The organism is Kistimonas ophiarachnellae, assembly GCF_057552235.1.
Map to the genome: position 1 here is coordinate 440,871 of NZ_BAAJPA010000001.1, position 13,172 is coordinate 454,042.

11 protein-coding genes are annotated in these 13,172 nt (G+C 49.1%); 6 read left to right on the forward strand and 5 right to left on the reverse strand.

Translation table 11 applies throughout. From position 1 onward, the window contains the following. Positions 1 to 22: 22 nt before the first annotated feature. The 5 genes from AC27K1_RS01860 (at position 23) to pfkA (ending at position 5,819) form a co-directional block, all read left to right on the forward strand. The gene (locus tag AC27K1_RS01860) at positions 23 to 1,174 is read left to right on the forward strand and encodes an inositol-3-phosphate synthase (protein WP_487147868.1); all 1,152 of its coding nucleotides are present in this window, start codon (positions 23 to 25) and stop codon (positions 1,172 to 1,174) included. Further along, entirely contained in the window at positions 1,149 to 1,553 is a 405-nt protein-coding gene (locus tag AC27K1_RS01865) for a hypothetical protein (RefSeq protein WP_487147869.1), read from the forward strand. The genes AC27K1_RS01860 and AC27K1_RS01865 overlap by 26 nt, the downstream gene beginning before the upstream one ends. Positions 1,554 to 2,152: 599 nt before the next feature. Beyond that, positions 2,153 to 3,157, forward strand: a complete 1,005-nt coding sequence (gap, locus tag AC27K1_RS01870) for a type I glyceraldehyde-3-phosphate dehydrogenase (RefSeq protein ID WP_487147870.1) — start codon at positions 2,153 to 2,155, stop codon at positions 3,155 to 3,157. Positions 3,158 to 3,374: 217 nt separating this feature from the next. Beyond that, positions 3,375 to 4,796, forward strand: a complete 1,422-nt coding sequence (gene pyk, locus AC27K1_RS01875; RefSeq protein WP_487147871.1) for a pyruvate kinase — start codon at positions 3,375 to 3,377, stop codon at positions 4,794 to 4,796. Between the two features lie 39 nt (positions 4,797 to 4,835). Then, positions 4,836 to 5,819, forward strand: a complete 984-nt coding sequence (gene pfkA, locus AC27K1_RS01880; RefSeq protein ID WP_487147872.1) for a 6-phosphofructokinase — start codon at positions 4,836 to 4,838, stop codon at positions 5,817 to 5,819. Here the strand turns inward: pfkA and AC27K1_RS01885 are convergent. From AC27K1_RS01885 to AC27K1_RS01900, 4 genes are all read right to left on the reverse strand, one after another. Then, positions 5,812 to 6,642: an adenylyltransferase/cytidyltransferase family protein gene (locus tag AC27K1_RS01885; RefSeq protein ID WP_487147873.1), complete on the reverse strand. Its 831-nt coding sequence runs from the start codon at positions 6,640 to 6,642 to the stop codon at positions 5,812 to 5,814. The two genes, pfkA and AC27K1_RS01885, sit on opposite strands and share 8 nt — an antisense overlap. A gap of 138 nt (positions 6,643 to 6,780) precedes the next feature. Further along, on the reverse strand, positions 6,781 to 7,293 hold the full coding sequence (locus AC27K1_RS01890) for a hypothetical protein (protein ID WP_487147874.1): 513 nt from the start codon (positions 7,291 to 7,293) through the stop codon (positions 6,781 to 6,783). A 199-nt stretch (positions 7,294 to 7,492) separates the two neighbouring features. Next, positions 7,493 to 9,268: an RING finger protein gene (locus tag AC27K1_RS01895; protein WP_487147876.1), complete on the reverse strand. Its 1,776-nt coding sequence runs from the start codon at positions 9,266 to 9,268 to the stop codon at positions 7,493 to 7,495. Between the two features lie 399 nt (positions 9,269 to 9,667). Next, complete coding sequence (locus AC27K1_RS01900) at positions 9,668 to 10,720, reverse strand: saccharopine dehydrogenase family protein (protein WP_487147878.1); 1,053 nt, start codon at positions 10,718 to 10,720, stop codon at positions 9,668 to 9,670. A 339-nt stretch (positions 10,721 to 11,059) separates the two neighbouring features. Between AC27K1_RS01900 and AC27K1_RS01905 the strand changes: the two genes are divergently transcribed. Further along, on the forward strand, positions 11,060 to 11,851 hold the full coding sequence (locus tag AC27K1_RS01905) for a class I SAM-dependent methyltransferase (protein ID WP_487147880.1): 792 nt from the start codon (positions 11,060 to 11,062) through the stop codon (positions 11,849 to 11,851). Between the two features lie 69 nt (positions 11,852 to 11,920). Here the strand turns inward: AC27K1_RS01905 and AC27K1_RS01910 are convergent, their stop codons facing one another. Next, positions 11,921 to 13,156 carry a sterol desaturase family protein gene (locus AC27K1_RS01910; RefSeq protein ID WP_487147881.1) on the reverse strand — a complete coding sequence of 412 codons (1,236 nt, stop codon included), beginning with the start codon at positions 13,154 to 13,156 and terminating at the stop codon, positions 11,921 to 11,923. Positions 13,157 to 13,172: the final 16 nt, after the last annotated feature.

A 13,172-nucleotide genomic window follows, 5' to 3' on the forward strand; every position in this document is an offset into this window, starting at 1 on the left:
ATCTGTAGCAGTGTTTTATCCCATGAGTAAAGAAATCAAGATAGCGATCGCCGGTGTTGGGAATTGTGCCAGTGCTCTTGTTCAAGGTATCAATTTCTATCGGGACAATCATGATGATGCTATCCCCGGTATTATGTTTACTGACATAGGCGGCTATCGTCCGGCAGATATCACGTTTGTGGCTGCCTTTGATGTGGATGAGCGGAAGGTTGGTAAGCCGTTATCCGAAGCTGTTTTTGCGCCGCCTAACTGTGCCCGTATCTTTCATCGAGACATCCGGGAAGCCTGTCAGGTGCAGCTTGGTCCATTGCTTGACGGCGTAGCGCCGCATATGGAGACCTGTCACGAGACCATCAATTTCAAGCCCTGTGCCGGTTTGCCGGTTGATGTCACGCAAACGTTGATTGATCGTGACGTTGATATCCTGATCAATTACATGCCTGTGGGTTCTGAACAGGCGACAGCGTTTTATGCGGAAGCGGCGCTTAATGCAGATGTTGCCTTTCTGAATTGCATACCGGTATTTATCGCCTCTGATCCTGACTGGGAAAACCGGTTTATTGAGGCGGGTCTCCCCCTGATTGGTGATGACATGCGCTCCCAGTTCGGTGCCAGCTATTTTTCCCAGCTGATTCAGGAAGGGTTGTTTGATCGTGGTCACAGGGTGGAGTTCCACTGCCAGACCAATGTGGGCGGTAATACCGATTTTGCCAACATGGTGGATCAAAGTCGCCTGGCGAGTAAAAAGATCAGCAAAGAAAATGTGATTCGTGCCCAGAACGATATTCGCGGAATTCCTGTGCCCAAAGATGGTATTTATGCCGGTCCCAGCAGCTTTATCCCATACCTGAAGGACAATAAGGTGGCTAACCTCCGGGTTGAAGCGCTTGGGTTTGGTGGTGCCAAATTGACTATTGACGCAAAACTGAGCGTTCAGGACAGTGAAAATTCGGCAGGTGTCGTCATTGATGCCATTCGCTATCTGCAGGTTGCCCGTGAAATGGATATCGTTGGTGCGCTTCGTGGCCCCAGTGCCTGGACCCAGAAAACACCTCCAGAACAAATGATGAATGCCGATGCCAAGCGGGAATGCGAGGCTCTGGCCAAACGGGAATATACCGATATCACCAGTCAGCAGGTATTTGCCAGTGAGAAAAAACGTCAATTCGTATGATATTGATGGTGTCATTTTTCTGGACGGATACGAGGGTGTTTATCCCGGACCTGATGATCTGATTGTGACCGGTCGCAGTATTGAGGAAGCCCGTGACACCTTGGCGATGCTGGCCTCCCGGCGGATCACCAACCCGGTTTTCTTTAATAACCGGCCTTTTGCGGAAAAAACCCGGGAAAGTTCCGGCTATCACAAGGTGCAGGTGTTAAGCATGCTGATCGCAAGCGGTTTTCAGGTGGGGGTGCATTTTGAGGATGATGAAATTCAGAAACAGATCATTGAGCAGGCCGAATTGCCATTAAAGGTCGTCCATTTCCGGCATGACTTGTCAGACAAGGAAAATGTCCGGCGTTGTTTTGTGTCGAATATGCTGAGTTGATTTTGTCACTCCCCCTCCCCCAACTTCTTTTGATAGCTAATGCCTTTTCATTTCTCAGGATTCACTACTAAAGGACTCGCCTTGCTGGTACGGGGCCTCTCAAGGCCCCCGATCCGGTATTTTTGATTTCTCACCTCCTTCCCTTCTGCGCGGTTGGTTTCTCTTGCCTTTCCCTGAGACTGTCTTTTGCCAGAAACAATCTTTAACAACCAGAATCAATTGGTATTAATGCCTGTGGCGGTACCGACCGCTCGAAGAAAGTGAGTAGGACTGTTTTTTAATGCTCGTAAAGGACTTTCTTTGCGGCATGTTCGTATTCTTTTACTTTTTTGGTGTTGCTGGTTGAAAGTGTTTGTTTTTCTGTAAGGTATTGTTGTGTGTCAAAAAATGGTTTTGTTTCGGCAAAGATCTATTGCGATATTAAATACCTTTGAAATACCATTTCGATATTGCCAGATGATGTCGATCTGATAGTGCATTGCCGTCCGTGAGTGACAGGGTTATCACTTGATGCCCTCTGCCGATGTATCCGGAACAGTCATCTTTTTTTCAGCATAACAATGTCGACCGCGAGTGCGGTTGCAACCGGGAGAACAGGCATGATCAACATCGCCATCAATGGTTACGGACGTATCGGACGCAACGTACTGCGCGCGTTGTACGAAGCAGGCCGTACCGATGAATTCCGCATTGTTGCGATCAATGATCTGGGCGACGCCAAGACCAACGCACACCTGACCAAGTACGACACCGTTCACGGTCGCTTCAACGCCCTGGTTGAAGCCGGCGAGAATGCCCTGTACGTCAATGGCGATGAAATTCGCACATTCGCCGAGCGTAACCCGGCAAACCTGCCCTGGGCTGACCTGGGTGTGGATGTGGTGTTCGAATGCACCGGTATTTTCCGTTCCAAGTCTGAGTGCCAGGCGCACATTGATGCCGGCGCGAAGAAAGTCATTATTTCCGCCCCCGGTAAGGACGTGGATGCGACCGTCGTTTATGGCGTAAACCACGACATTCTGACGGCAGACATGACCGTTATCTCCAACGCCTCCTGCACCACCAACTGCCTGGCGCCGGTGGCCAAGCCCCTGAACGACGCCATTGGTATCGAAAGCGGCATGATGACCACCATCCATGCCTACACCAATGACCAGCGTCTGAGTGACGTCTATCACACTGACCTGTACCGTGCCCGTGCAGCGGCGCTGAACATGATTCCCACCAAGACCGGTGCGGCTGAAGCGGTTGGCCTGGTTGTGCCTGAGCTGCAGGGCCGTTTCTCGGGCATGGCGGTACGGGTTCCCACAGCCAACGTATCCGTGGTTGACCTGAACTTCATCGCTGCTCGCGATACCAGCGTGGAAGAGGTGAATGAGATTGTTGCCGCTGCAGCGGTCAAGGCGCCGATGAACACTGTGTTGGATATCAACACCCAGCCGCTGGTGTCTATCGACTTCAACCACAGCCCGTTCTCCTCCAACTTTGATGCCACCCAGACCCGCGTTCAGGGTCGTCTGGTGAAAGTCATGAGCTGGTACGACAACGAGTGGGGCTTCTCCAACCGCATGTTGGATACCGCCAAAGCGTTTATCAACGCGTAATGATTGCACGATAGAAAAAAGAGACCGTTCATTGAACGGTCTCTCGTTTTTTGAGTCATACATAGACGGCTTTTCCTCACTCTGGTGGCGAAAAGCCGTCTATGTATGCTGCGGGCTGTTGATGGCAGGGAAGAAATTGTTGGTCTGACTAACGACAATGTTTTTCCTGCCCTATGCTGCCTGCTATAGCCCTGCTAATTTTCGGTCAGAAATGAATATGCTGAGAAGAACCAAGATAGTTGCCACCCTGGGACCTGCCACAGAAAGCGAAGATGCGCTGGAGAAATTGATTATCGCCGGTGTGGATGTGGTACGCCTGAACTTCTCCCACGGGGAGCCGGAAGAACACCGGTTGCGGGCAGAGCGGGTACGCTCCATTGCGGCAAGGCAGGGACGTACGGTGGCGATTCTTGGTGATTTGCAGGGCCCAAAAATCCGGATCGCCCGTTTTCGTGACGGACAGGTTACCCTGGCTGACGGTGACAGCTTTACGCTGGACGGTGAACTAGCGACTGACCAGGGAACCCGTGAGGCTGTCGGTATTGCCTACAAACAATTGCCCAATGACTGTAAGACAGGCGATGTTCTGCTGCTGGATGATGGTCGTATCAGCCTTGAAGTGACGGGTATTGAGGGGATGAAAATCCACTGCCGTGTGATCAACGGTGGCGTACTGTCCAATAACAAAGGCATTAACCTTCAGGGCGGCGGACTTTCAGCACCCGCCCTGACTGACAAGGATAAGCATGATATCCAGGTGGCGGCAGATATCGGTGTTGACTACCTGGCGGTTTCTTTTGTCCGTAATGGTGAAGATCTGGAAGAAGCCCGTCGTCTGATGAAGGCCGCTGGTGGCAATGCCGCGATTCTCTCTAAAATCGAGCGGGCTGAGGTTGTTCGCAGTCAGGAACGGCTGGAAGAAGTTATCCGTGCGTCGGATGCTGTCATGGTCGCCCGTGGTGACCTGGGGGTTGAAATTGGCGACGCTGAACTGGTCGGTGTGCAGAAAAACATGATTGCCACGGCTCGTCTGCTGAACCGTCCGGTGATTACGGCGACCCAGATGATGGAGTCGATGATTCAAAATTCTCTGCCGACCCGCGCGGAAGTGTTTGATGTAGCCAATGCCGTACTGGATGGCACTGACGCCGTGATGTTGTCTGCAGAAACCGCTACGGGTAAATGCCCGCACGGTGTTGTTGAAGCCATGGCCCGTATCTGTTGTGGTGCGGAGAAGCAACCGGCAGCGACTGTATCTCAGCATCGTATGGAATTTTCCTTCCAGGAAAATGATGAAGCCATCGCGATGGCCGCGATGTACGCGGCCAATCATATGGATGGCGTACGTGCGATTGTCTGCCTGACCCGCAGTGGCAGAACAGCCTTGTGGATGTCACGGATTAACTCAGGCCTGCCGATTTTTGCACTCAGCCGTCTGGAAGAAACCCGCCGTCGTCTGGCGCTGTACCGGGGCGTACACTGTTTGCCGTTCTCCATGCGCAGTGATAACCCGGAAGTTGAAGCCCATGCCATTGAAGAACTAGTCAAGGGCGGGCATGTTGAAAAAGGCGACAGGGTAATCCTGACCCGGGGTGAAAGCAGCGGGTCTACCAATACCGTGAAAATTATTACGGTTTGAACCATTTCCGGTGATGAACGTTTAACAGGGTGTTACAACATGACCAGAGAGATTCGCAGGTTAGGCGTACTGACATCCGGTGGTGATGCGCCGGGCATGAATGCTGCTATCCGGGCCGTTGTCAGGGCCTGTGTCCACCATGGCATCAAGCCTTACGGGATTCGTGAAGGGTACAAGGGGCTGATTGACGGCCAGATTGAACCCATGAATGCCCGTTCGGTGGCGAATATCGTCAACCAGGGTGGGACGTTGCTTAAGTCTGCCCGTTCCCAGGCATTCCGTACGCCGGAAGGACGACAGACAGCGTTTGAGAATTTCCGCAGTGCTGATCTGGATGCCTTGGTAGTGATTGGCGGCGATGGCTCCTTTACGGGGGCAACGCTCTTTGAAAAGGAGTTCGGAATACCTGTCGTTGGCGTTCCCGGCACCATTGATAATGATATCTTCGGTACGGATTACACCATTGGCTATGACACCGCGCTGAATACCGTGGTTGAAGCGGTGGACAAGATCCGTGATACGGCAACCTCCCATAACCGGTTGTTCTTCGTTGAAGTCATGGGTCGTGATGCCGGCTTTATTGCGCTGAACTCCGGTATCGGTTGTGGTGCGGAAGAAATCCTGATTCCTGAAGCTGACCGGGGCATTGACCACTTGATCAAATCGCTGGAGCGCAGTGACCGTGCCGGTAAAACCTCCAGCATTGTTCTGGTGGCGGAAGGCGGCAAGGGCGGTGGTGCATTTGAACTCGCGAAAACCCTGGAAGCCCGCCTGCCTGATTACGAGGCCAGAGTGACAGTACTGGGTCATATACAGCGCGGTGGTCGTCCGTCATGTTTTGACCGGGTGCTGGCAAGCCGTCTGGGCGTTGCTGCTGTCAAAACACTGTTGGAAGGAAACAGCAGTGTGATGGTGGGTGTGCGTAACAATGCAGTGGCACTGACGCCTTTTGCTGAAGCTATCAGCAAGCACAACGCAATTGACGAAGAACTTTTAGAAGTCGCCGACATCGTTTCTATTTAACGGCAGATGAAAGCTGTTCAGGTTCTGCTGTGTCTGGTTGAGCTGCAGAACCTTCACAACTTTCACGAAGAATTGCTTTATGCGCATCAATCCATTGCATTGCGGGCTCGGATAGTAATATTTCAAGTTGCTGTTGTTCTTCCCCGGAAAGTGTTTTCTTTGTAGATCTAAACAAAATATTTCTAATGTCAGTTGCATTAATTATTGTGTTTTGGTGGCGATACCCTTCAACATGAATGCATTTCCAGTAAGGAAATGCTTCCAGGTAATAGCTCGAATCATCTTTACTATAACCTATGAGTCTGTGCTTTCCTGATTCAGGATCAAGACCAAAACTTCGCTGTTGCGTTTCAACCTGCTCACGTATTTCACTGATCCATTGTTGATTATTGTCACAGTCATCCTGACCAATAATTGCATATTGTTTACCAGACGTTCCCGGGAAACGCTGATCTAAAGTCAGTGACACAATTTTTCTTCGTTCTTCGTAATTGAATGGGTTTTTTCTTGTTCTTGACTTGTTTTTTGAACCAATAACCATAATCAGGAAGTTTGTGTTCTCGAAAGCATGCTCAGCAACATGGCAATGGCCGGAATGGAAAGGCTGAAAGCGGCCTATATAAATGATGGAGTCATATAAAACCTGGATGCTTTTATCTGATAATGAACCTGATGTCGGTGTGGTATCTGTAGAGGAGGCTATTGTTGGCGTAGAAGCATGTGGACTGATACTACGATGACCTACAGAGAATGTTGATTTTTCATCTTTTACATTTGAAACATTGCTGTTGCTGCTACTAACAGGTGTACTTGCAGATGCCATTGATATACCTCGCAAACGATTAATTGCCAGATGTTGGACTCTGGTTAAGCCGAATTTACGTCACTCAACAGGACGGATTACCTAACAAACAGGTTTGACTACCCGGGTCTGTGTCCTGAAAACGATAACCACTTCACGTTACGTTGCGTATATCCGTGGTGTGTCGCCAACATTATTTCGGGTATCAATCCAGGTCTTCGTGGCCATTAAGGCTTGCAAATCCTTAATAGAGCCCGTTGTGATTATGTTGAATACCGCGAGAGGGTTGTCACCTTGAGCAATAGCAGGCCTTTTGGAGGCTGAGTTGTCCGCTAAATCATCAACAGCTATTTTGCGTTTGGCAGAGGATGTTTCGTTCGATTGTATGGGAGGCCGAAGCCCCGTTGTGCTTGCACGGTCATCGATCTGACCCACGGTTGATGCAGAAAATCGCGCTGCCGGGTTTGGGGCTGAGGAAGACGATGATGCTTGTTGGGATCCGTTACCGGGGAGACGTTTTGCCGGAGTGATTGTTGTTGGTTCCTGAACAATCCAGTGGTCAGGGTAGTTTATTCTTTCTCCACATCGGTTGTTTATGACAAACCGGTTTGATGTTTCGACAATCGCTTTTAATGGAATATGCCATTTCAATCGCCACAATCCAGGTTTCATTGCCAGGTGTCATTCATGACCGTATTGCCCTATTGAATCATCTGAATGCCTGTTACATGGTGTTAATTGACGACAAGTACAACGCACATTTGTTATCGGACAGCAGGATTTTATGGTTCAGACGCCTGCTGCCGCATGGGTTACGGTTATGGCATTGAAAAAATGTCTCACGCTATAACAGCTTTGCGTGTTGTTGTTTTTATCTGGGCCTGGCTTTTACTTGCGGAGGTCTTTGTAAGTCCGGTGTTGTACGTGGCGTATGATCTTTTAATGATGCGAAAGTGATGCCAGATTGAGGGTTTTCCTTTTCATAGCTATCCACCGCTACCTGCAGCCGAGCCAGACTCAGGTCGTTGGCTTCAGGTTTCCAGAATGCTGTAAATAGCAAGGTATGCCTGATCTTCTTTCCGTGGCTGTTAAAAGAGACTATAAAGCACTGATCTTGACTAACATTCCATCCTGCTATGTAAACTTTGGTTTTATTATCAAACATTGCAGGTTTGTCTTTGCGTAGTTTAAGCATGGCAAGGTCGCTTCTTATATCTTTTAATAGAAGGTTAAAACATTCCTCTCCATTCTGTGCATGACTAATATCACACTGTCGGTATTCAAGAACCTGTTTTCTGTAATCTTCCATTTTTGCGTCTGGACGGGCTGGAAATGCAACCGTGAGTCCTATTGCGTCAGCTGCTATTTTTCTATTTGATGCTGATGCTTCTCCTTTTTCGGGGGAGTAGATCGCTCTTTCTGTTATTGAAAATAATGCGTTTTGATAAATTTTCTCTAACCATTTGCATATGAAAGTCTGGTTGTTTTTTATGAAGTCCCTGACTTGTTGTGTTACGAATAATTTTGATGGATAAGGGCATGGTGAAAGAAGTTTGCCGATGAGTTCTATATCTGCTCTATCGTTACCTGATAATTGAATGTTGCCTAATACTTCTTCAGGTGCTAAGAAAGGCGTCCCTTGTTTTAGGCCTTCTATTATTTCTTGAGGTGTTTTTTTGTGTGTGGTTATTACTTGGTCTGGATTTGTTCTCATTGCCTCTGCGAGATTTTTATTATAACAAACTATAATGTCACTGATAATGCCGACAAACGTCAGTTCTGTACCTGTTTGTTGGATTTCAAAAATGTGGGGAATCGGTGAACTTATGATGCTGCAGTAATCAGTCTCGCATCGGCAATGTTTAGTCATTAAAATGTTTAAAATGGAAGTTGCTTGCTCTGATTTTTTCACCAAGTCATTTTTTCTGCATTTAGGGCAGTTGATCCTTATTTTGTCACGGATTTTTCTTCCTTTATCCATTAATGTTTCAAAGCATACGCCGCAAAAAAAATGACCGCAATTTAAAGTTCCTGTAAGTACTTGCAAGCAATCTTCTATGAGGATTTCGTCTTCCTCTTTTAATAGTTTTTCTTCTCTTTCAAATAATGTTTTTGCTTTTTCCAAGAGGACTTTTTTTTCAGGTGAGTCTTCTTTTTGGGTTGGTTTGTCTCCTTTTTTTTCTATGTATTTTTCTTTCTGTTCAAGAATTTCTTTTGTATGGGAAAAGTGTTTTTCTCTTTCTATTTCTTTTTCTTCTCTGATGTTAGCGACTGGCTCTGCTTCTCTTATCCTATAAATACATTCTTCTATGTTTTGTAAGGTTCGACTTTTTTCAGAAAGATATGTTTCTTTTTCGCTCAAGTATTCTTCTGTGATGATATGTTGTTTATTGCAGATTAGTTCTTTCTCTTGTTCAAATACTTCTCTCTCTCTTTTTAGTATTTCTTTATGATCGTAGTCAGGTATATGAAAGTCAGTAAAACATATAGCGCAGCAATCCTGGATGATATTTGAGATGCTGTCATCAGCCGCCGTTATCTTGTGGCCGAAGCACGACTGGGGAACGGAGAGCCTGGCGCTAGCTTCGCTACCTTGATTATCGAATGCTACTGATGCGACTTTACTCGTTACTGCTTGTAGGCTCATGGTTTTCTCCTGGCGTTCATTACTATCAGACTGTGCAGCGTGTATTCATTTGCCGTTTTAACAGAATGTATAAGACAAGTTTGTCACTGAGACCTGGCGACGCCGCTATTACTTGCTTCCCTATTAGGATTCACAAGTATATGAATAGTTTTCTGATTGTTATCCAGACAGGCAATAGGGTTGGTAATACTGTTAAAAACTGCAGTTTTCCGTATGTCACTGGCAACCTTGCCTGCTTCAGGTTGTGTCCAATAGCGTCAATACGGCGCGTGATTCCTTCGGTACTTGTCTGACCATTGACGACAGGGTTTATACGCCGGTCGTCGGCGCTGACGCATGGAAGAAGCCTGAAGATGCCAGGGCATACCAGCAGAGTTGACTGATATGCCGATTCTGGTCCTAGCGGATTTCGATTTTGCCCGAACCGGGCAGTGATTCAATGATCTTCGGACCAAACAACTGTGAAGGGGTATAGTAGCCGCCTTCGCCCTGGTAAGTTGCCAGCATCTCACCGGCGGCGAGGATACCGGCGACAGTGACATCATAGCCATTCGCAGTCTGCAGACGAGCTTCTACCCGCTTACCGCTGGCGTTGATGACTTCGCCCCATAGCAGGGTTTTCCGTGCGGATCGTTGCTCGGCCGTTGGGCCGGGGATGGATTTCTCGATGCGCTTTTTCAGGAATTGCTGCACCGGCTTCAGCTTCAGCAGTGGAGTCGCCAGGCTGGTGGCCTTCAATGCCAACCGACTGCCCGGTGCGGGAATATACACCGCAATGTTTTTGATACCTGTCGTCCATGCCGCGGTAGAAACATCGCCCCAGGGAATCACGGCGGAGGTGCGCGGTCCACGCCCATAATCAATGTCCCGTATATTCCAGGTGCGCGGCACAGTCACCAGCTCGCCATTGCGACGGACCTTGATACCGCCAGCCAGAATTTCAACGGAGGTTTTGGCAGTACCGGGGCTGAGATTGCCACCGGCATTAAACGCCAGGTTCAGTTCCGTGGCATCCGGCAGGGCTTCTTTCAGACAGGCAGCGATACAGTCAGTCGGTATGACATCAAAGCCGACACCGGGGCAGAGCACCACATTGTTTTCACGGGCACGCTCATGCAAGGTCTGTCCATGTTCAAAGACGGGAACCTCACCGGTGATATCCGCGTAGTGGGTGCCAGTTTGCAGGCAGGCTTCCATCATAGGGGCGGCAGTTGCGGAAAATGGGCCAGCACAGTGAATGACCGCCTTGATATCGCGCAGGTTGGTGATGATATCTGCGGTGTTGTCCAGGCTAAACACACGGGCTTCAAGCCCTGTCTGCCGGGCGATGGCCTCGACTTTTTCTCGGTTGCGTCCCGCCACAACCGGCTGAAAACCCCGTTCTTTTGCCGCCTGAACGGCGAGCCTGGCGCTATAACCGTTGGCGCCGTATATCATCCATTTTGTAGACATTATGCGTGATTTCCTTTTTTCAATAGCCGAAGCAAAGGTGAGTGTTTTCTGGCAATGGATAACGGGTTGTTATTCTCTCACCCTGTTGAATGGCTGAATATCTTACGCAAAAGATTATTGCTGTGCCATTTGGTGCACGCTGTTTGTAAAACATTTCTGATGGCATCTAAAGGCTGATCATTAAGTGCCCTGTGACGGGACATTGCTTTATTTCTGCCTGTCCAAAAAGCCCCTGTTTTTCTAATCGCAGACTTCCTGTCTATGCTTTCGGAATAGATGCCATGGATGGTTCTGGTTTCTGATTAGCCGCCAGCATCCACCAGAAAGGAGCGAAAGGGAATGGCCGACGACTTGATGTCATCCGATCAATGGAGTGCTGTGTGGAAGGCAAGGGCACTGGGTGGCGCGGTAAAGGACCGGGTAAAAAACTGGGTGCTGCGTGATTTTTTGTCGTTGCTGCAGGGATGGGCGCTAAAGTGTGAATCCAGCCAGCCCGGGGTGATAGAGCTGGGTTGTGCACCAGGCGTCATGTTGAACCTGGTGAATCGCGCCTTGCCCCAGGCCGTTCTGAGGGGCGTTGATTATTCACCGGAAGGATTGCTGCAGACAAAACAGCGCCTGCAACATTCAGGGATTGCCGCGGAGTTGTTGGAAGGGGATATCTACACGTTAAACCCCGAGCAAAAAAGCGATCTTGTCGTTTCCTTTGGTTTGATTGAACATTTTTCTGACCCGGCAGACATGCTTCGTCAACACCGTAAATTTGCCCGGCCCGGTGGATGGGTTGCTGTGACGGTTCCCAATTTTTCACACCGACTGGTTCACCGGGCTTTGCAGCGTTACAGGCCGAAGGATCTGGAAACCCATAACCTGGGCATAATGAGTGAGCAGGCGTTACAACAGGCGTTTCGTGACGCCGGGTTTGACAAGATTGAAACCGGTTATGCCATTGGCCCGCTGTTACCGTCACCCGATATGGATGGGCCTGAGCGCTATCGGTTGTACTCCCTGGTATCCCGTTGCTGGAATACGCTGGCAGGCATTCTGCCTGCATCCTGGTTTTGGCCGGGGTTGTATTGGGCCTGTGGTCAGGTTTCGGCGATTCAAGACTGCGATCAAGAGAACGGCTAACCAACATCATCTGGCGGTTCTCTTAATCGGCTCATTGTCTTTTTATGTGCAAATCGTAACCCGCGAGGGTCAGGCGGGTGTCTTGCCTGATACCCATCTTTTACTGTTGATAACAGAAAATGCCGTGATGGAGAGCAGTGACCATGCCATTACACATAGCCATACCGTTTCGTTCAGTGACATCACGGGCTGGACACTGGCCATCGCTACAAGGGTAACCACCACACGTGATAGCTCCATTAGCATCAGGCTGGACTGCTTTTCCATTAACCAGCCAATAATAAGCAGGTTATAGCCTAGTACTGCTGTACACAGGATGGTGATCCAGACGGGTAATGTATTGCTCATGGCAATCAGCAGGACGGTGGCAGCAATCATGAACACAAACTGAACACTGGCATAGCGTGTTAAGCCGGGATAAATCGTGGGATTGTAATTCTCATACGCATGGATATCCGGCATTTTCATTGGTGTGGATACATCTGCTGGCCGATAACCGGTTCGGCGGAACCATAGCGTTAACTTGTCTTTCCAGCGACGGGTTCTGACTGCATCCTGCCACAGATGCACATAGAGTTGCAGGTTGGCCCATAAGGGATTCCAGCTGCGCAGGGGTTTCAGGGTGCCGTAACGAATCGGCTCATAGTTGTCGTCTTCTTCGGCATAGGTACCGAATAACCGATCCCAGATAATAAATACCCCACCGTAGTTCTTATCCAGATAACGGCGATTCTTGGCATGATGAACCCGATGATTGGAGGGTGTGATAAAGAACCATTCGAACCAGCCAAGCTTCGGTATATGCCGGGTATGCACCCAATACTGGTAGAGCAGGTTGATGGAGCTGACAGCAAAAAAGACCACTGGCGGTATGCCCGCTAATGCGACCGGCACATAAAAAATCCAGTTAAAGAGGAAGCCGGTAGACGTTTGTCGCAGGGCCGTGGTCAAGTTGTATTCTTCACTCTGGTGATGCACGGCGTGTGACGCCCAGAGGATATTGATCTCGTGACCGGCGCGGTGATACCAGTAATAGAAAAAATCTTTCAGGAAAAAGCCCACCACCCAAACCCACAGGTGACTGGCGTCGAGATGAACCGGGGCAAGGTATTCGAAGACTGCGACATAAATCGTGAAAGTGACAACCTTGGTCGTCAGGTTGGAGGCCGTACTGATCATGCCGGTGCTGATGCTGTTAATGGCATCATTCGTGCGGTAATAGTCTTTTTTGCGAATCACTGTTGCGAGAATTTCAATCGCAATCAGCAGCAAGAAAACCGGGATGGCGTAAAGGATATAGTTCACGGCACATGCCCCTGTC

Bases quoted from the DNA above. Each gene is read 5' to 3' on its own strand.
- AC27K1_RS01890 (WP_487147874.1), bottom strand. From the start codon at position 7,293: ATGAAACCTGGATTGTGGCGATTGAAATGGCATATTCCATTAAAAGCG.
- AC27K1_RS01885 (WP_487147873.1), bottom strand. From the start codon at position 6,642: ATGGCATCTGCAAGTACACCTGTTAGTAGCAGCAACAGCAATGTTTCA.
- AC27K1_RS01900 (WP_487147878.1), bottom strand. From the start codon at position 10,720: ATGTCTACAAAATGGATGATATACGGCGCCAACGGTTATAGCGCCAGG.
- AC27K1_RS01895 (WP_487147876.1), bottom strand. From the start codon at position 9,268: ATGAGCCTACAAGCAGTAACGAGTAAAGTCGCATCAGTAGCATTCGAT.
- gap (WP_487147870.1), top strand. From the start codon at position 2,153: ATGATCAACATCGCCATCAATGGTTACGGACGTATCGGACGCAACGTA.
- AC27K1_RS01905 (WP_487147880.1), top strand. From the start codon at position 11,060: ATGGCCGACGACTTGATGTCATCCGATCAATGGAGTGCTGTGTGGAAG.
- pfkA (WP_487147872.1), top strand. From the start codon at position 4,836: ATGACCAGAGAGATTCGCAGGTTAGGCGTACTGACATCCGGTGGTGAT.
- AC27K1_RS01860 (WP_487147868.1), top strand. From the start codon at position 23: ATGAGTAAAGAAATCAAGATAGCGATCGCCGGTGTTGGGAATTGTGCC.
- pyk (WP_487147871.1), top strand. From the start codon at position 3,375: ATGCTGAGAAGAACCAAGATAGTTGCCACCCTGGGACCTGCCACAGAA.